This window comes from Burkholderia sp. E168m15 (assembly GCF_016586105.1).
Lineage (GTDB): Bacteria > Pseudomonadota > Gammaproteobacteria > Burkholderiales > Burkholderiaceae > Burkholderia > Burkholderia orbicola.
In genome coordinates, this window is the sequence record NZ_BCPO01000167.1 from 35,147 (window position 1) to 50,670 (window position 15,524).

17 protein-coding genes are annotated in these 15,524 nt (G+C 68.9%); 9 read left to right on the top strand and 8 right to left on the bottom strand.

Annotation, left to right across the window (positions count from 1 at the left end):
• Positions 1–9: 9 nt before the first annotated feature.
• Positions 10–1,035: an ABC transporter substrate-binding protein gene (locus JMF86_RS24640; protein ID WP_011694627.1), complete on the bottom strand. Its 1,026-nt coding sequence runs from the start codon at positions 1,033–1,035 to the stop codon at positions 10–12.
• A 237-nt stretch (positions 1,036–1,272) separates the two neighbouring features.
• Between JMF86_RS24640 and JMF86_RS24645 the strand changes: the two genes are divergently transcribed.
• Together JMF86_RS24645 and JMF86_RS24650 are read left to right on the top strand one after the other, a co-directional pair.
• Positions 1,273–1,938, top strand: coding sequence for a response regulator transcription factor (locus JMF86_RS24645; protein ID WP_011694626.1), 666 nt, complete (start codon positions 1,273–1,275; stop codon positions 1,936–1,938).
• Positions 1,925–3,349, top strand: coding sequence for a sensor histidine kinase (locus JMF86_RS24650; RefSeq protein WP_011694625.1), 1,425 nt, complete (start codon positions 1,925–1,927; stop codon positions 3,347–3,349). The genes JMF86_RS24645 and JMF86_RS24650 overlap by 14 nt, the downstream gene beginning before the upstream one ends.
• A 58-nt stretch (positions 3,350–3,407) precedes the next feature.
• On the opposite strand, the gene JMF86_RS24655 is transcribed toward JMF86_RS24650, so the two are convergent.
• The 6 genes from JMF86_RS24655 to JMF86_RS24680 all read right to left on the bottom strand — a co-directional run bounded on the left by JMF86_RS24655 (position 3,408) and on the right by JMF86_RS24680 (position 8,929).
• Positions 3,408–3,857 (bottom strand): hypothetical protein, encoded by a 450-nt coding sequence (locus tag JMF86_RS24655; RefSeq protein ID WP_011694624.1) that lies wholly within the window; start codon positions 3,855–3,857, stop codon positions 3,408–3,410.
• Between the two features lie 87 nt (positions 3,858–3,944).
• Complete coding sequence (locus JMF86_RS24660; protein WP_011694623.1) at positions 3,945–4,709, bottom strand: ABC transporter ATP-binding protein; 765 nt, start codon at positions 4,707–4,709, stop codon at positions 3,945–3,947.
• Positions 4,706–5,563, bottom strand: a complete 858-nt coding sequence (locus JMF86_RS24665) for an ABC transporter ATP-binding protein (RefSeq protein ID WP_011694622.1) — start codon at positions 5,561–5,563, stop codon at positions 4,706–4,708. The genes JMF86_RS24660 and JMF86_RS24665 overlap by 4 nt, the downstream gene beginning before the upstream one ends.
• 11 nt (positions 5,564–5,574) lie before the next feature.
• Positions 5,575–7,386 carry an ABC transporter permease gene (locus JMF86_RS24670; RefSeq protein WP_011694621.1) on the bottom strand — a complete coding sequence of 604 codons (1,812 nt, stop codon included), beginning with the start codon at positions 7,384–7,386 and terminating at the stop codon, positions 5,575–5,577.
• A 39-nt stretch (positions 7,387–7,425) separates the two neighbouring features.
• On the bottom strand, positions 7,426–8,619 hold the full coding sequence (locus JMF86_RS24675) for an ABC transporter substrate-binding protein (protein ID WP_011694620.1): 1,194 nt from the start codon (positions 8,617–8,619) through the stop codon (positions 7,426–7,428).
• Between the two features lie 13 nt (positions 8,620–8,632).
• Positions 8,633–8,929, bottom strand: coding sequence for a hypothetical protein (locus JMF86_RS24680; RefSeq protein WP_175804006.1), 297 nt, complete (start codon positions 8,927–8,929; stop codon positions 8,633–8,635).
• A gap of 44 nt (positions 8,930–8,973) precedes the next feature.
• Here JMF86_RS24680 and JMF86_RS24685 point away from each other — a divergent pair, with 44 nt between their 5' ends.
• Genes JMF86_RS24685 through JMF86_RS24700 form a run of 4 tightly spaced genes read left to right on the top strand, consistent with a single transcriptional unit; the run spans position 8,974 to position 12,561 of the window.
• A complete protein-coding gene (locus JMF86_RS24685) occupies positions 8,974–9,987 on the top strand; it encodes a LysR family transcriptional regulator (protein WP_041489636.1) in 1,014 nt (337 codons plus the stop codon).
• Positions 9,984–11,444: an NAD(P)-binding domain-containing protein gene (locus tag JMF86_RS24690; RefSeq protein ID WP_011694618.1), complete on the top strand. Its 1,461-nt coding sequence runs from the start codon at positions 9,984–9,986 to the stop codon at positions 11,442–11,444. The genes JMF86_RS24685 and JMF86_RS24690 overlap by 4 nt, the downstream gene beginning before the upstream one ends.
• Positions 11,441–11,971 (top strand): CMD domain-containing protein, encoded by a 531-nt coding sequence (locus tag JMF86_RS24695; RefSeq protein WP_011694617.1) that lies wholly within the window; start codon positions 11,441–11,443, stop codon positions 11,969–11,971. The genes JMF86_RS24690 and JMF86_RS24695 overlap by 4 nt, the downstream gene beginning before the upstream one ends.
• Positions 11,968–12,561 (top strand): peroxidase-related enzyme, encoded by a 594-nt coding sequence (locus tag JMF86_RS24700; protein WP_011694616.1) that lies wholly within the window; start codon positions 11,968–11,970, stop codon positions 12,559–12,561. The genes JMF86_RS24695 and JMF86_RS24700 overlap by 4 nt, the downstream gene beginning before the upstream one ends.
• A gap of 34 nt (positions 12,562–12,595) precedes the next feature.
• On the opposite strand, the gene JMF86_RS24705 is transcribed toward JMF86_RS24700, so the two are convergent.
• Entirely contained in the window at positions 12,596–13,027 is a 432-nt protein-coding gene (locus tag JMF86_RS24705; protein ID WP_006479718.1) for an Lrp/AsnC family transcriptional regulator, read from the bottom strand.
• On the opposite strand from JMF86_RS24705, the gene JMF86_RS24710 reads away from it, so the two are divergent.
• From JMF86_RS24710 to ctlX, 3 genes are all read left to right on the top strand, one after another.
• Positions 13,026–13,193 carry a hypothetical protein gene (locus tag JMF86_RS24710; RefSeq protein ID WP_154234412.1) on the top strand — a complete coding sequence of 56 codons (168 nt, stop codon included), beginning with the start codon at positions 13,026–13,028 and terminating at the stop codon, positions 13,191–13,193. The genes JMF86_RS24705 and JMF86_RS24710 overlap by 2 nt on opposite strands.
• 127 nt (positions 13,194–13,320) lie before the next feature.
• The gene (locus JMF86_RS24715) at positions 13,321–14,400 is read left to right on the top strand and encodes an ornithine cyclodeaminase (protein ID WP_011694615.1); all 1,080 of its coding nucleotides are present in this window, start codon (positions 13,321–13,323) and stop codon (positions 14,398–14,400) included.
• Positions 14,401–14,459: 59 nt separating this feature from the next.
• A complete protein-coding gene (gene ctlX / locus JMF86_RS24720; protein ID WP_041489635.1) occupies positions 14,460–15,470 on the top strand; it encodes a citrulline utilization hydrolase CtlX in 1,011 nt (336 codons plus the stop codon).
• Positions 15,471–15,524 lie beyond the last annotated feature (54 nt).

Genomic DNA, 15,524 nt, shown 5'->3' on the forward strand with positions numbered 1-15,524 from the left:
GGGCGTAGCTCAACCCGACCGGTAGTCGTCGAGCATCGGCGCGAACATCTCGCGCCACGCGCGCGGCTTCGCCTTGATCGTGCCGGCCAGGTACAGGAATTCGACGTAGTCCATCAGCTGGTTCGGCAACACCGAGAAGCGCGTGTCGGGCGCGGCGAGCATCCGCATCACGTCGTCGTGCGACACGCCGACGCCCGACGACGCCGCATAGAGCGCCGCCGCCGCACGCGGGTCCTGCGCGATCAGGCGGTTCGCTTCGTCGAGCGCGCCGAGAAACGCGACGGCGAGCGCCGGCTCCGCATCGACGAGCCGCTTCGGCGCGAACACGACGTCGAGCGTCATCGGGCCGAGCACGTCGACCGAGCTCACCACGCGATGAATGCCCGGCTGCCGCAATTCGAGCGTCGAGAACGGCGGCGACGTGAAGTGCGCGGTCACGCCGTTCTCGCGGCGGATCAGCGCCTGCATCGCCTGCGGATGCGGCAGGTTCACGGTGATCGAATCGAGCTGCGCGAAATGCGTCGGGCCGAGCTGCCGGCTCGCGACCATCTGCAGCACGACCGCCGACAGCGACGTGCGGATGCCCGGCACCGCGATCCGGTCGGACGACGTGAAGTCGCGCAGCGATGCGAGGCCCGCGCGGTTCGCGTTCAGCGACAGCGACGTGGTCGACAGCCCGCTGATGCCGATCACCTCGACGTTCGGAATGCCGCGCGCCCGCGCCCACAGCTCGATGAAACCCGGCGCGCCGGCGCCCGCGAAATCGAGCGTGCCGGCCATCATCGCGTCGTTGACGGAATTGCCGCCGTCGAGCAGCACCCATTCGACCGCGACGTCGCGCACGCCGTGACGCGCCGCGTGCCGCTCGAAGAGCCGCTGCTTCTCCATCACGAGCAACGGCAGGTACAGCACGCCATAGCCTTTGGAGATCCGCACCGTGCGCGGCTTCGCGCGCACCAGCGCCGGCGCCCCGAGCCCGCCCAGCACGCCGAGCCCGGCTGCGATCAACGCGCGGCGGCGCGGCGACGTCGTCATGCGCGTGCCGCCGTGCGGCCGACGGCCGGCGGCCACGCGCAAGCCGGCGTGGCGCCGTGGCGCGCGTTCGTCGTGCCCGTGACATGCTGCATGTTGCCGTCTCCTTGAATATTTCTGGTATTAATGCCGTCCTTGCATCCTGCTTCCGGCTCGACACAGGTTATCGGCCGAGTCTGAGAAAATGCTGACATCCCGGCCCCGGGAAAACCCCTAATTCACCTACCTGCAAACGGCACCATGCGCATTCTCGTCGTGGAGGACGATGCCGAAATCGGCGCGGCGATCCGCAGCCGGCTGGCCCGGCTCGGCCACGCCGTCGATCTCGAAACCGACGGCGCGACCGCGAACGGGCTGCTGCGCGTCGAGCGCTTCGATCTCGTCGTGCTCGATGCGAACCTGCCCGGCATGGACGGCTTCACGGTACTGCGCCACCTGCGCGCGTCGGGCAGCACGACGCCCGTGCTGCTCGTCACCGCGCGCTCGGCGATCGACGACCGCGTGAGCGGCCTCGGCCTCGGCGCCGACGACTACCTCGTGAAGCCGTTCGACTACCGCGAACTCGACGCGCGCGTGCAGGCGCTGCTGCGCCGCAACAGCGGCCACGCGAACGACGTGCTGACGCTCGGCGGACTCGTGATCGATCGCAGCAGCCGCCTCGCGGAGCTCGACAGCCAGCCGCTGTCGCTGTCCCGCCAGGAATTCGCGCTGCTCGAAATCCTCGCGAGCCGCCCGCAGCGCATCTTCTCGAAGGAAGAACTGCTGAACCAGTTGTTCAGCTTCGGCAACGAGCCGACCGCGAACGCGGTCGAGCAATACGTGACGCGCGTGCGCAAGAAGCTGCAGGGCAGCTCGGTCGAGATCCGCACCGCACGCGGAATGGGGTATCAGATTGCCGCGCATTGACTGGTTCCCGAAGACGCTGTTCGGCCGCACGCTGCTGTTCATCGCGCTCGTCGTCGCGACCGGCGCGCTCGCGCTCGCGGCGATCGCGCGCTACTACGCGGGCGTCGCCGCCGAACGTGCATACGATCAATTGCTCGCCGGCGCCTCGATCCAGGTCGCGGAAAACCTGTACGTGCAAGGCGGCGTGCTCGCGCTGAACCCGCCGGTGGCCGCGCTGTCGACGCTGTCGCGCTACGACCTCGTCTACTACAAGGTGGTCGATTCGCGCGGCGTGGTCGTTGCCGGCTACCACGATCTCGCGAGCCCCGCGACGCTCGCCGCCGCGAAGCAGGGCCCGGCGTTCGCGAACGCCGTTTACCAGGGGCATCGGGTGCGCACCGCGACGATCGCGCGCTTCATGCCCGAGGAAAGTACGCCGGGCTGGGCGCTCGTGACGGTTGCGCAGACAACCAACGCGCGCCAGCAACTGACGAACGACATGAGCTTCAAGGTGTGGACATTGATCCTGCTGATGAGCGTGCTCGCGATCGGTGCGAGCGGCCTCGCGATCCGGCGCGGCCTGCGCCCGCTCGCGCAGATCGGCGCGATCATCGCCGCGCGTGACCCGGCCGACCTGCGGCCCGTGGCCGTCGATACGCCGAGCGAGATCGACGCGATCATCGGGTCGATCAATGGCTTGATGCACCGCCTCGCCGAGCGGATCAACGCGATGCAGCGCTTCATCGCTGACGCCGCGCACCAGATGCGCACGCCGCTCGCGCGGCTCGACGCGCAGATCGAGCTGCTCGACGGCGAATCCGATCCCGCGCGTCACGCGGCGCGGCTCGATGCGCTGCGTGCGACCTCGTCGGACGTCGGCCGGCTCACCGGGCAGTTGCTCAATCATGCGATGGTGATTCATCGCACCGAGGCCGTGCCGCTGCAACCGGTCGACCTCGTCGCGCTCGCGAAAGAGGTCCTGGGCCGCACGATTCCGCTCGCGGGCGAACGCGATGTGGCCGTTGCGTTCGCGAGCGACGCGCCGCATGCGTGGATCGACGGCGATGCGATCAGTCTTCAGGAAGCGCTATCGAACGTGCTGCACAACGCGCTGCTGCATGGGCATGCGGATGACATCGTCGTGGCGGTCGCGACTCAAGGCAACGTGGATCGAGCGGTGACGCTGACCGTCACCGACAACGGGCGCGGGATACCGCGTGAGCACTGGGACGCGGCGTTGCAACCGTTCGTGCGGATCGCGCCGGACGGCAGCGAGCGGCGCACAGGGTCGGGCCTCGGGCTCGCGATCGTGCAGGAAGTGATGAAGGCGCACGGCGGGCGCGTGGGGTTCTCGTTTCCCGATGCGGGCGGGTTCGCGGTGGTGTTGACGTTTCCGCGTGCGGCGGCGAAGCACGCTGCAAGCGACGCTTAAGCAACCTCAGATCCGGCGCACGCACGGCTCGATCGAACGCCACCGCGGCGACACGCGTTCAGTCGTCGCTGTCCCGATCGTCGTCGGCGTTGCGCTGCGCATACCGCGCCACCCGTTGATCCAGTTCGTCATACTGGCGGTCGCAGAACAACCGGCACAACGCATCGACGTCGACGCGCTTCCTGACGTCGATCGTGTCGACGTGCTGCTCCAGCTTGCCCTTGCCGATGCCGAAGAGCCCCTTCTTGATCCGCATGGACACCGCATTCAGCTGGAAGCCGTCCGAATGCGCATCTGTCAACGCAGTCACCCACAGCTCACGCTGATCGTCGGCATGCTGCAGCACGAGCGCCGGCAGCGGGCCGTCCTGCGTCTCGTTCCATTCGACGTGCTGCGCCCCCCAAGGGAACGCATCGAACGCATGAACGAACGACGCGTAGTCGGCCGCGCCCTGCTGATCGAGCTGATTGAAGTCGTAGCCGACTTTCTGGATTGAATAGGTCAACATGGCGCGGTGCTCTCCGTGGTGTCGATCGCAACAGAACGCCAATCTACTCCACATTTCACGGCGCCTGGCAGCGCCTGCTTGCGCCGCCTACACCGCCACCGCCTCCCCGCCGAGATACGCATCGCGCACGCGCTCATCGTCGAGCAGCGTTTTCGCGGGCCCTTCGAGCACGACGCGCCCCGTCTGCAGCACGTACCCGTAGTGTGCAATCTCCAGCGCGAGGCTCGCGTTCTGCTCGACCATGAACACCGTCACGCCCTGCTTGTTGATCGCGTCGATCAGTTCGAGCACCTTGTCGACGTAGAGCGGCGACAGCCCCATCGTCGGCTCGTCCATGCAGATCAGTTTCGGCCGCGCCATCAGCGCACGCGCCATCGCAAGCATCTGCTGCTCGCCGCCCGACAGCGTGCCCGCGCGCTGCGCGAGCCGTTCGCGCACACGCGGAAACAGGTCGAGCACGCGTTCGTAGTCTTCGCTCACCGCCGCACGATCGCCGCGCGTGTACGCGCCCATCAGCAAATTCTCGCGCACGCTCATGTCGCCGAACAGCCGCCGCGCCTCGGGCACGGCCGCGATCCCGCGCCGCACGCGCTGCGGCGTCGCGAGCGCCGTCACGTCGTCGCCGTCGAAACGCACGACGCCGCGCTTCGGCCGCATCAGCCCGAGAATCAGCTTCATCGTCGTCGATTTGCCGCTCGCGTTACCGCCGAGCAGGCTGACGATCTGCCCGCGGCCGACCTCGAAGTTCACGTCGAAGTGCACCTGCACCGGTCCGTAGAACGTGTCGAGATGTTCGAGTTTCAGCAGCGCGTCGGTCATGGTCGTATCAGGCACGGAAGATTGCACGGTCATGCGGCCGCCTGCGCGGAATGCTCGGTGGCCGCGCCGCCCGCGTGGCGGCGGCCGAGATAGGCCTCGATCACGCGCGGATCGTGCCGCACGTCGCGCGGCGCGCCTTCGGCGATCTTCACGCCGTTGTCGAGCACCATCACGCGGTCGGACACGCGCATCACGAGTTCGAGCTTGTGCTCGATCAACAGGATCGTCAGCCCGCGCGCCTTCAGCGACTGGATCAGTTGCAGCATCTCGGCCGTCTCCGTCTCGTTCATCCCGGCCGTCGGCTCGTCGAGCAGCAGCAGACGCGGATGCAGCGCGAGCGCGCGGCCGATCTCCACGCGCCGCCGGTTCGCATACGACAGGCTGTGCGCCGGATGATCGATGCGCGGCGTGAGCCGTTCGCCGAACCCGGCGACGATCGCGCGCGCTTCTTCGCGCAGTTCGGCTTCCTCGCGCCGCACCGACGCGGGCCGCACGAGCGCGCGCAGCACTTCGGCGGCCGCGCCGAGCGCCGGCCAGCCTGGCCGTGCCGCACGCAGCCGCGCATGCGCGCCGATCAGCACGTTGTCGAGCACGCTCAGGTTGCCGAACACACGGCCGTGCTGGAACGTGCGTGCAATGCCGAGCGCCGCGAGCCGTTCCGGCGCGGTGCCGGTGATGTCGCGGCCGTCGAACGTCACGCGGCCGGCGTCGGGCCGGTCGGCGCCCGCGATCAGGTTGAACAGCGTCGACTTGCCCGCGCCATTCGGGCCGATCACGCTCAGCAGTTCGCCGTCGGCCAGCGTCAGGCTCGCGCCGTCGAGCGCGGTCACGCCGTCGAAGCGGCGCGTCAAACCCTGCACGTCGAGCAGGGGTCGAGTGGTGGTCATCGCATTCCTCCTCACACCGTGCCGAGCAGGCCCTGCGGCCGGAACCGGACGAGCAGCAGCAGCACGAGGCCGTAGATCAGCATCCGGTAATCGGCCGCCCAGCGGAACAACTCGGGCAGCCCGATCAGCGCGATCGCGCCGACGATGCCGCCGAGCACGTTGCCGAGCCCGCCGAGGATCACCATCGTCAGCGCGAGGATCGACACCTGCGAATCGAAGGTCTGGTGATTGATGTAGCTGTACAGATGCGCGGCGATGCCGCCGCTCACGCCGGCCGCGACGCCGCCGACCGCGAACGCGATCGCCTTGTAGCGGTTCGGCGCGATGCCGTGCGCACGCGCGGCGACGTCGTCCTCGCGCACCGCGCGCAGCGTGCGGCCCAGATGCGAACGCAGCAGCCGCACCTGCACGAGCGCGAACACGACGAGCACCGCGAACGTGAACCAGTACGCGGCGCGCGCGGTCGTCGCCCACGGCAGCGGCGCGATGCCGGTGATGCCGAGCGGGCCGCGCGTCAGGCCGTCCCAGTTCAGGATCACGAGGCTCACCACTTCGCCGATGCCGAGCGTCGCGATCGACACGTAGTGCCCGCGCAGCCGGAACGCCGGATAGACGAGCAGCGTGCCGAGCACGGCGGTGATCGCGCCCGCGCACGGAATCGTCACGGCCGGCGACCAGCCGAGATCCGACGACAGCAGCGCCGACGCATACGCGCCGATCACGAGCAGTGCGGCGTGGCCGAGCGAGATCTGCCCGACCGTGCCCGCGACGAGCGTGAGGCTCAGCGCGAGCAGCCCGTACAGCCACGCGTTGGTGAGCGTCTGCAACACGTAAGGTGATGCACCGAGCCAGGGCAGCACGGCCGCCGCCGCGATCAGCGCGACGAGCAGCGGGCGCGGCACGCGAACGGCTTTCGCGGCGGCGAGGAACGTACCCGTCATCGGCTCGGGCGGCAGCGCGCGATTCGCGCTGAACAAGCCGTTCGGCCGCCACACGAGGAATACGATCAGCAGCCCGAACGCGAACAGGTCGCGATAGCTGGTGCCGAACAGCGCGACGCCGTAGCTTTCGACGAGACCGAGCAGCAGGCTGCCCGCGATCGCGCCCGGCACGTTGCCGAGGCCGCCGATCAGCAGCGCGACCACGCCCTTCAGCGTCGCCTGGAAACCCATCGCCGGATCGATGCTGTTGTAGTACATGCCGACCAGCAGCCCGCTCACGCCGCCGAGCGCGCACGCAATTGCGAACACGGTCTGGTTCACGCGATCGACGTCGACACCCATCTGCAGCGCCGCGTCGCGATCCTGCGCGGTCGCGCGCACGGCCCAGCCGAGGCGCGTGAAGCGCAGGAAGCCGTACAGCAGCGCGGCCGCCGCGATGCCGATGCCCGCGATCAGCAAGTCGAGCGAGCCGAGCGTCGCGCCGGCGATCCGCACGTGCCAGTCGGGTAGCGGCGTCGGCACCGCGCGCGGGTCCGCGCCGAACGCGAGCTGCGCGAGCTGGTCGAGGATGAAGCTGATGCCGATCGTCGCGAGCAACGGCGCGATGCGCGCGGCATGGCGCAGCGGCCGCAGCCCGATCCGTTCGATTGCGATGCCGAGCGCGCCGCAGCCGACCACGACCGCCGCGAGCGCGACGGGCAGCGGCAGCCCGAAGCGCGTCAGGCACAGCCAGCCGATGAACGCGCCGACCATGTACACCGAGCCGTGCGCGAAGTTGATCAGGTGCGACACGCCGAAGATCAGCGCGAGCCCGACTGCGAGCAGCGCGTAGATGTTGCCGACGATGAGGCCGTTGAGCGTGTAGTCGAGCCAGGAAGCCATCACGATGCGTCCGTCAGGTGCAGGCGGTTCATGTCGGGTTCAGCGCGCCGCGAGCTGCGGCTTCGCGCCGTCCCACAGCGCCCACTGCCCCTGCTTCACGACCAGATAGACCGTGCGCGCGCCGGCGACGCGGCGCGTCTGCGGATCGAAACGCACCTTGCCGAAGATCACGCTCGGCACGTCGCTCACTTTCGCGAAGCCGTCGTGCGCGGCCTGGCGCGTCGTGCCGTAGCGGCGCAGCACCTCGGCCGACAGGATCAGCGCATCGTAAGCACGCGCGACGAACGAATCGGGATCGGCGTGGAATTTCGCGCGATAGCGCTGCACGAACGCCTGCACCTCGGGGCGCGGTTCGGCCGGGAAGAAGTTCGACTCCGTATAGACGCCTTCGACGGCCGTGCCGCCCAGTTCGAGGAACTTCGGCGAATACACGGAGCCCACCGCCGCGATCGGCAGTGCAACGCCCGACGTGCGCGCCTGGCGCACGATCTGCGCGCCGTCGGCGTAATAGGAGATCAGCACGATCGAATCGGGCTTCGATTCACCGATGCGCACGAGCGTCGAACGGAAATCCTTCTCCGCCGGCTGGTAGCCTTCGGCCGCGACGACCTGCGCGCCGAGCCCCGTCACCGCCTTCGCGAAGATGTCCTTGCTGGTGCGCCCCCAGTCGGTATTCAGGTACAGCACCGCGATCCGCTTGAAGCCGAGTTCCTTCACCGCGTAGCGCGCGAGCAGCGGCTGTTCCTCGGCCTGGCTCAGCGCCGTGCTCCACAGATAGTCGCCGCCCTTCGTGAAATCCGGATGCGAATTCGTGAAGCCGAACTGGATCAGTTGCCCGCGCTGATAGATCGGCGACGCGGCCATCGACGTCGCGCTCGAGAAATCGCCGAGCTCGATCGCGATGCGCGGATCGGCGACGAACTTCTGCGCGATCGCCACCGCCTGGCGCGGATCGCTGCGGCTGTCCTGGAAGTCGATCGCGAGCGGCCGGCCGTGAATGCCGCCGCTGCCGTTGATCTCGTCGAGCGCGAGATCGAAGCCGCGCTTCCACTGCTCGCCGTACTGCGCGTCCTGGCCCGTGAGCGGCCCGCTCACACCGATCACCACCGGCTCGCCCGACACGCCGGCCGCTAGCGCGCCGCCCGTCGACAAACCCCATGCGGCAGCGAGCGCCGCCACCGTGCCCAGCACGCGCCGCCATGCGCCGCGTGCGTCGTTCCCCGAAACGTTCATGCGTCCCCCAGCTTCAGTCAATCGAAAAGAGTGAGGGCATGTAACCATCCGGGTCATAGCGTTCCAACGAAGTTTTGTGCATATCGATATCGCAGGCGGCGCGAAGCGGATGACGTTCGCGATCGACGTGAATGCCCGCTGCATCCACCGACATGCGGGCATGCATCGCATCGCGTTGATTCGATTGGCGTTTCGTTCTCGTCACCCCGCACAACCGGCGCGCATGCGCGCAGGGCCGGCCGCCGCGTCGGTCGCGCCCTTCGCAGTTTTCCCGCTGTCGATAGCAAAAATCATTATATGAATCGTGCATGCTCACGCTCCTACAATGCGCAAATTGCATCATCGGAACGCGTCATGGAGCTGCATCAACTCGAAGCCTTTTCCGCGGTCATGTCGGCCGGCAGCGTGACCGGCGCGGGCGAACTGCTCGGCCGCTCGCAGCCGGCCGTCACGCGGCAGATCCAGGAACTCGAAGCCGATCTCGGCTACGCGCTGTTCGACCGGCACGGCCCGCGCGTCACGCCGACGCGCCGCGCGTTCCTGCTGTACGAGGAAGTCGAGCGCTCGCTGGTCGGCCTGCGCGCGATCGAGGCGCGGGCCCGCGCGCTCGGCGATGAAACCGCCGAACCCGTGCGCATCGCGGCCACGCCGTCGCTCGCGGCCACGCTCGTGCCGGCCGCGCTCGCCGCGCTGCCGGACGACGCGCACGCGCCGCACTACCAGTTGCGCAGCGAATCGGCCGAGCATGTCGTGCACGAGGTGCTGGCCGGCACGGCCGATGTCGGCGTCGTCACGCTGCCGATGGCGCATGCCGGGCTCGACGTGCACTGGATCGCGCAGACGCCCTGCGTCGCCGTATTGCCGGCCGACGATCCGCTCGCGGCGCAGCCGCGTATCGCGCTGCGCGACCTCGCGCGACGCCGCATCGTGACGGTCGCGAACCGGCACCGGCTGCGCCAGCGGATCGATGCCGCATTCGCGGCCGCACGGGTCGACGCGCGCGTGTTCATCGAAACCAATGCGTCACTGAATGCGGTGATGGCCGCGCGCGCGGGCATCGGGATCGGCATCGTCGATCCGGCCACCGGCGTCGCGCTGCCGGTGGAGGGTGTCGTCGCGCGCGCGCTCGACGTCGACATTCCGTTCGCGTTCGGCGTCGCGACGCCGGCCGGCAAGGCGCGCACGGAGGCCGTCGATGCGCTGCTCGACGCGCTGCATCGCACGACGCGCACGCTGCTCGACGACGTGATCTTTCACGACGCCGCCGCGCACGACGCGCTGCTGCGCGGCGACCGGCTGCGCACCGACCGCACCGCGCGCCCGCCTCGCCCGACACGCACCCGCCGCGCGCGCCCGGAGGCCGCATGACGGCCCAACTCGACGCACTCGAAGCCCGGCTCGCGCAGGACCTGCGCTGGCTCGACCTGCCCGCGCCGTCGTGGGTGCCGCCGCGCGAAGCGGACGGCGTGCGCGTGCTCGACGTGGCGATCGTCGGCGGTGGCATGGCCGGGCTCGCGGCGTCCGCCGAACTGCGCCTGCTCGGCATCGACAACCAGTGCGTGATCGACCGCGCGCCGGCCGGCTACGAAGGCCCGTGGGTCACGTTCGCGCGGATGGAGACGCTGCGTTCGCCGAAGCAGCTTGCCGGCCCCGCGCTCGGGCTGCCCGCGCTGACGTTCCGCGCGTGGTTCGAAGCGCAATACGGCCGCGACGCGTGGGACGCGCTGTACAAGATCCCGCGCCCGCAATGGATGGACTACCTGCGCTGGTATCGGCGCGTGCTCGACCTGCAGGTGCGCAACGACACGACGCTCGTCGCGCTGCGCCCGCGCGACGACGGGCTGCTCGCGCTCGACGTGCGCGGCAACGGCGAAGCGCAGACGCTGCTCGCGCGGCACGTCGTGCTCGCGACCGGCCGCGACGGTCTCGGCGGCCCGTACGTGCCGCCCGTCGCGCAGCGCGCGCCGCGCTCGCGCTGGGCCCATTCGTCCGAGCCCATCGATTTCGCGGCGCTCGCGGGCAAGCGTGTCGGCGTGGTCGGCGCGGGCGCATCCGCGTTCGACAACGCGGGCACCGCGCTCGAAGCGGGCGCCGCGCGCGTCGACCTGTTCTTCCGTCGCGCGGACATTCCGCGCATCAACAAGCTGACCGGCATCGGCAGCCCGGGCCTCGTGCACGGCTACGCCGATCTCGACGACGCGACGAAGTGGCGTTTCATGCACTACGCGCTCACGTCGCAGACGCCGCCGCCGCGCGACAGCGTGCTGCGCGTCTCGCGCCACGACCATGCGCATTTCCATGCGGGCAGCCCGATCGAGACGCTCGCCGACCATGCGGACGGCCTCGACGTGACGACGCCGCGCGGCCGCTACACCGTCGATTTCCTGATCTTCGCGACGGGCTTTCATTCGGACTGGACGACGCGCGACGAATTCGCGTCGTTCGGCGCGCACGTGCGGCGCTGGAAGGATCGCTATCGGCCGGAACCGGCGCTGTGGCTCGACGAGCTCGCCGAGTCGCCCGATCTCGGCCCCGCGTTCGCGTTTCAGGAACGCGAGCGCGGCGCGTGCCCGGCCGTCACGCGCATCCACTGCTTCAACCACGCGGCGAGCCTGAGCCACGGCAAGCTGTCCGGCGATATCCCGGCGATCAGCGCGGGCGCGCAGCGGCTCGCGCGCGGCATTGCGAGCCGACTGTTCGATGCCGATCGCGACCGCCACTACGACGCGCTCGTCGCCTACGCGAATGCCGAACTGCAAGGCGACGAATGGCGCGACGCCGATGCCCTCGATCACTTTGACGATGAAGGAACACCGAACCGATGACTGACTCCATCACGCCGGCCGCCGCGCCGGATATGATCGACGCGGCAGCCGGCCTGCGGGAAGGCGACGCCGTCGCCGCGCTGCGCCGCGCCCGCGACAAGGTGCTGCTTCCGACGCGACTGAGCGAAGCCGCGCTGTTCGATCCCGCGCTGCCCGATCTTTCACTGATCGAGCGGCTGCATGCGGCACGGTATGTCGCGCAGCAGTCGAATGCACACGCGCTGGCCGACATCTATCGCGCCCGATTGCTCGACGCAGGCGGCACGCTTGCCGACATCGAACGAGCCGATGCCGACGCGCTCGACGCACTGCCGCGCCGCCTCGGCGCGATCCTGTTGCACGCGAAGCGCCTGACGCACGCCCCGGTCGACGCGCGCGCATCCGATCTCGACGCGCTGAAATCGGCCGGACTCACGACCCCCGCGATCGTCGCGCTGTCGCAGCTCGTCGCGTTCGTCGCGTATCAGTTGCGTGTCGCCGCCGCCGCGCGGGCACTTCAGGCACGTGCCGCAAAGGAGGCCGCATGACGACGGCCACTCACGGCTTCACATCCGACACGCTCGGCTGGCGCGCGTGGCTCGACACGGTCTCGCTCGACGCCGCGACGCCCGAACAACTCGCGGTGCTCGAAGCGAGCCATCCGCAAGCGAAAACGTCCGACTATTACCTGCTGCTCGTCCATCTTCCCGAGATCCTGCGGCAGCGCTCGGGCGTGTTCAACGCGATCATGTACGGCCCCGGCGGGCTGTCGCGCGCGGAGCGCGAACTCGCGAGCACGGCGGTGTCGCGCGTGAACGGCTGCGTGTACTGCGCATCGGTGCATGCGCAGCGCTTCGCGCAACTCGCGAAACGCACCGATGCGATCGAGCAGGTGTTCGACGATCCGGCGACGGCCGGCACGACGGCGCGCGAACGCGCGATCGTCCGCTATGCGATCGCGTTGACCGAACGGCCCGACGCGATCAACGAAAGCGACATCGCCGCGCTCGAAGCCGAAGGGCTCACGCATGAGGAGATTCTCGACCTGTCGCACGCGATCGCGATTTTCGCGTGGGCGAACCGGTTGATGCTGACGCTCGGCGAGCCGGTGTTTCCGGAATCGGCGGCCGGCGCCTGACCGCGTGCAGGAACGTGGCGCGGCCCTGCCCGCGTCACGCCTTGTGCGTCGACAACAGGATGCTCGTCTCGGTATTGGCGATCCCGTCGATCAAGCGGATCGCGCCGAGCACACGATCGAAGTGCTCGAGCGAATCGGCATGCAGTTCGGCGACGAGATCCCAGCGCCCGTTCGTGCTGTGGATCGACGCGACGTTCGGATGCCCGCGCAGCACCTTCACCACCTCCGCGCCGCGATTGCCCTGCACCGCGATCGACATCAGCGCGCGAATCCGGTGCCGTTCGGCGGCCGGCTTGAGCCGCACCGTATAGCCGACGATCACGCCGTTCTTCTCGAGCCGCGTGAGCCGGTTTTGCACGGTCGCGCGCGCCACGCGCAATTCTTTCGCCAACGCGACGACAGGCAGTCGCGCGTTGTCGCGCAGCAGCGCGATGAGCTGACGGTCGACGTCGTCGAGCGTGATCATGAACGGCTTTCCTGTTGAGCGTGAACCGGCCGCCAGCGTGCCGGAGGCGGCGCATGCCGGCCAGCTTGAATTGATCAAACTGCCGGAATGGGCTGGCAATTTGCCAAGTCTATCGATAAATCTGCCACTTTTGCCGTCTTTTTGTTGGCTCGACTCGCGGAAATAATGACTCCATCGACCGGCCGACCCGCCGCGCCGCTGCCTTTCCAGGAAGCCCGGATTCGCGCCGAAGCCCCGGCCGGTCGACCAGAACGCCGGCCCCCCGTACCGGCACCGAATATGGAGACAGACCGATGACTCGCTTCCTCGACGTTCCCGCCACCGCCCGCCTGATCGCCCAAACCGGCGTCACGACGTTCCTGCGCGAACTGGTCGACACGCTGCGCGCCGACTACCTGCACTGGGCCGATTTCGACAAGTCGCCGCGCGTCGCGTGCCACTCGCGCGACGGCGTGATCGAGCTGATGCCTGTGGCGAACGCGTCGTTGTTCGCGTTCAAGTACGTGAACGGCCACCCCGTCAATGCGGCGCGCGGCATGCACACGGTGATGGCGTTCGGCGCGCTCGCCGAGGTCGATACCGGCTACCCGCTGCTGCTCGCCGAACTCACGCTGACCACCGCGCTGCGCACGGCCGCCACGTCGGTCCTCGCCGCGCAGGTGCTCGCGCGGCCCGATGCGCGCTCGATGGCGCTGATCGGCAACGGCGCGCAAAGTGAATTCCAGGCGATCGCATTCCACACGCTGCTCGGCATCGACGAAATTCGCGTGTTCGACGTCGATTCGCACGCGACCGACAAGCTCGTGCGGAACCTTGCCGCGTACCCCGGCTTGCGCATCGTGCGCGCCGCTTCGACCGCCGACGCGGTGCGCGGCGCCGACATCGTGACGACCGTCACCGCCGACAAGGCGTTTGCCACGATCGTCACGGCCGACATGATCGAGCCCGGCATGCACCTGAACGCGGTCGGCGGCGACTGTCCGGGCAAGACCGAACTCGAAGCGGGCGTGCTGCGCGCGGGCCGCGTGTTCGTCGAATTCGAGCCGCAGTCGCGCATCGAGGGCGAGATCCAGCAGATGCCGGCCGATTTCCCCGTCACCGAGCTGTGGCGCGTGCTGCAGCGCGAGACGACCGGCCGCCAACGCGCGGATGAAGTCACGGTGTTCGACTCGGTCGGCTTCGCGCTCGAGGATTACTCGGCGCTGCGCTACCTGTACGCGCTCGCGCAGCAGCACAACGCGGGCGTCGAGATCGCATTGATTCCGCCTGCCGTCGATCCGAAGAACCTGTTCGCGCTGATCGACGACCCGGCCGCGATCGCGCACGGCCACGCGGCGTTCGTGACCGAAGCCGTCGCCGCGTTCGCGCGCTGACCGTCATGCACGGGCGGCCCGTACGCCGCCCGTTTTCCTGCCCTTCGCTCCCGCCCTTCATGAATCTCGTATCGATCCAGGCGCCGTCCGCCGTCGTGATGATCCGGCCGCACCGCTTCGTGCCGAACCCGCAGACCGCGGCCGACAACGCGTTCCAGCGCACGGCCGCTGACGATTCGCACGACACGTCGTCGGTATCGGCCGCCGCGCGCGACGAAGTCACGGCCGCCGCGCAGACGCTCGCCGATGCGGGCGTGCGCGTGCATGTGTTCGACGACCACGGCGAGCGCGACACGCCCGACTCCGTGTTCCCGAACAACTGGTTCTCGACGCATCCGGGCGGCCATGTCGCGCTGTATCCGATGCACAGCTCGAACCGCCGCCGCGAGCGGCGTGCGGACGTGATCGAGATGCTGAAGGCCGAGTACCGCGTGCAGGACGTGATCGACTACTCGGGCCTCGAATACGACGACGTGTTCCTGGAAGGCACCGGCGCGATGGTGTTCGATCACGTCGCACGGATCGCGTACACCGCGCGCTCGCGCCGAGCCGATCCGGTCGCGCTCGAACGCTTCTGCACGCACTTCAATTTCGAGCCGATCTGCTTCGACACGGCCGATGCGAACGGGCGGCCGATCTATCACACGAACGTGATGATGAGCGTCGCGACCGAGTTCGCGATGGTCGGCCTCGACCTGATCGCCGACAGCCGCCGCCGTGGCGAGATCGCGCAACGCCTGAGCGAAACGGGGCGCGCGGTGATTGCGCTCGATGCATCGCAAATCGCGAATTTCGCGGGCAATACGCTGGAATTGTCGGGGAAGAATGGGCGCGTGCTCGCGCTGTCGCGGCGCGCGTTCGACTGTCTGACCGGCGAGCAGCGCGTGACGATCGAACGCTCCGCGCGACTGCTACCGCTCGACGTGCCGACGATCGAACTGGCCGGCGGGTCGGTGCGCTGCATGCTCGCGGGGATTCATCTCGCGCGGCGTTCGGCGGCGGCGCATGACGGCGTGGAAATCGAATCAGAGGAAAAACGGCGCGATGCGGTGTCGGTATCGCACGCCTGAATGAAACGGGCGTCGACGTCGCGCCATGGTTGGTGCGACGTCGACCGGATGCTT

What these genes read in the sequence shown, in the direction of transcription:
- JMF86_RS24640 (WP_011694627.1), bottom strand. Translation starts at nt 1,035, where the DNA reads ATGACGACGTCGCCGCGCCGCCGCGCGTTGATCGCAGCCGGGCTCGGC.
- JMF86_RS24645 (WP_011694626.1), top strand. Translation starts at nt 1,273, where the DNA reads ATGCGCATTCTCGTCGTGGAGGACGATGCCGAAATCGGCGCGGCGATC.
- JMF86_RS24655 (WP_011694624.1), bottom strand. Translation starts at nt 3,857, where the DNA reads ATGTTGACCTATTCAATCCAGAAAGTCGGCTACGACTTCAATCAGCTC.
- JMF86_RS24660 (WP_011694623.1), bottom strand. Translation starts at nt 4,709, where the DNA reads ATGACCGTGCAATCTTCCGTGCCTGATACGACCATGACCGACGCGCTG.
- JMF86_RS24665 (WP_011694622.1), bottom strand. Translation starts at nt 5,563, where the DNA reads ATGACCACCACTCGACCCCTGCTCGACGTGCAGGGTTTGACGCGCCGC.
- JMF86_RS24670 (WP_011694621.1), bottom strand. Translation starts at nt 7,386, where the DNA reads ATGGCTTCCTGGCTCGACTACACGCTCAACGGCCTCATCGTCGGCAAC.
- JMF86_RS24675 (WP_011694620.1), bottom strand. Translation starts at nt 8,619, where the DNA reads ATGAACGTTTCGGGGAACGACGCACGCGGCGCATGGCGGCGCGTGCTG.
- JMF86_RS24680 (WP_175804006.1), bottom strand. Translation starts at nt 8,929, where the DNA reads ATGCACGATTCATATAATGATTTTTGCTATCGACAGCGGGAAAACTGC.
- JMF86_RS24685 (WP_041489636.1), top strand. Translation starts at nt 8,974, where the DNA reads ATGGAGCTGCATCAACTCGAAGCCTTTTCCGCGGTCATGTCGGCCGGC.
- JMF86_RS24690 (WP_011694618.1), top strand. Translation starts at nt 9,984, where the DNA reads ATGACGGCCCAACTCGACGCACTCGAAGCCCGGCTCGCGCAGGACCTG.
- JMF86_RS24695 (WP_011694617.1), top strand. Translation starts at nt 11,441, where the DNA reads ATGACTGACTCCATCACGCCGGCCGCCGCGCCGGATATGATCGACGCG.
- JMF86_RS24700 (WP_011694616.1), top strand. Translation starts at nt 11,968, where the DNA reads ATGACGACGGCCACTCACGGCTTCACATCCGACACGCTCGGCTGGCGC.
- JMF86_RS24710 (WP_154234412.1), top strand. Translation starts at nt 13,026, where the DNA reads ATGAACGGCTTTCCTGTTGAGCGTGAACCGGCCGCCAGCGTGCCGGAG.
- JMF86_RS24705 (WP_006479718.1), bottom strand. Translation starts at nt 13,027, where the DNA reads ATGATCACGCTCGACGACGTCGACCGTCAGCTCATCGCGCTGCTGCGC.
- JMF86_RS24715 (WP_011694615.1), top strand. Translation starts at nt 13,321, where the DNA reads ATGACTCGCTTCCTCGACGTTCCCGCCACCGCCCGCCTGATCGCCCAA.
- ctlX (WP_041489635.1), top strand. Translation starts at nt 14,460, where the DNA reads ATGAATCTCGTATCGATCCAGGCGCCGTCCGCCGTCGTGATGATCCGG.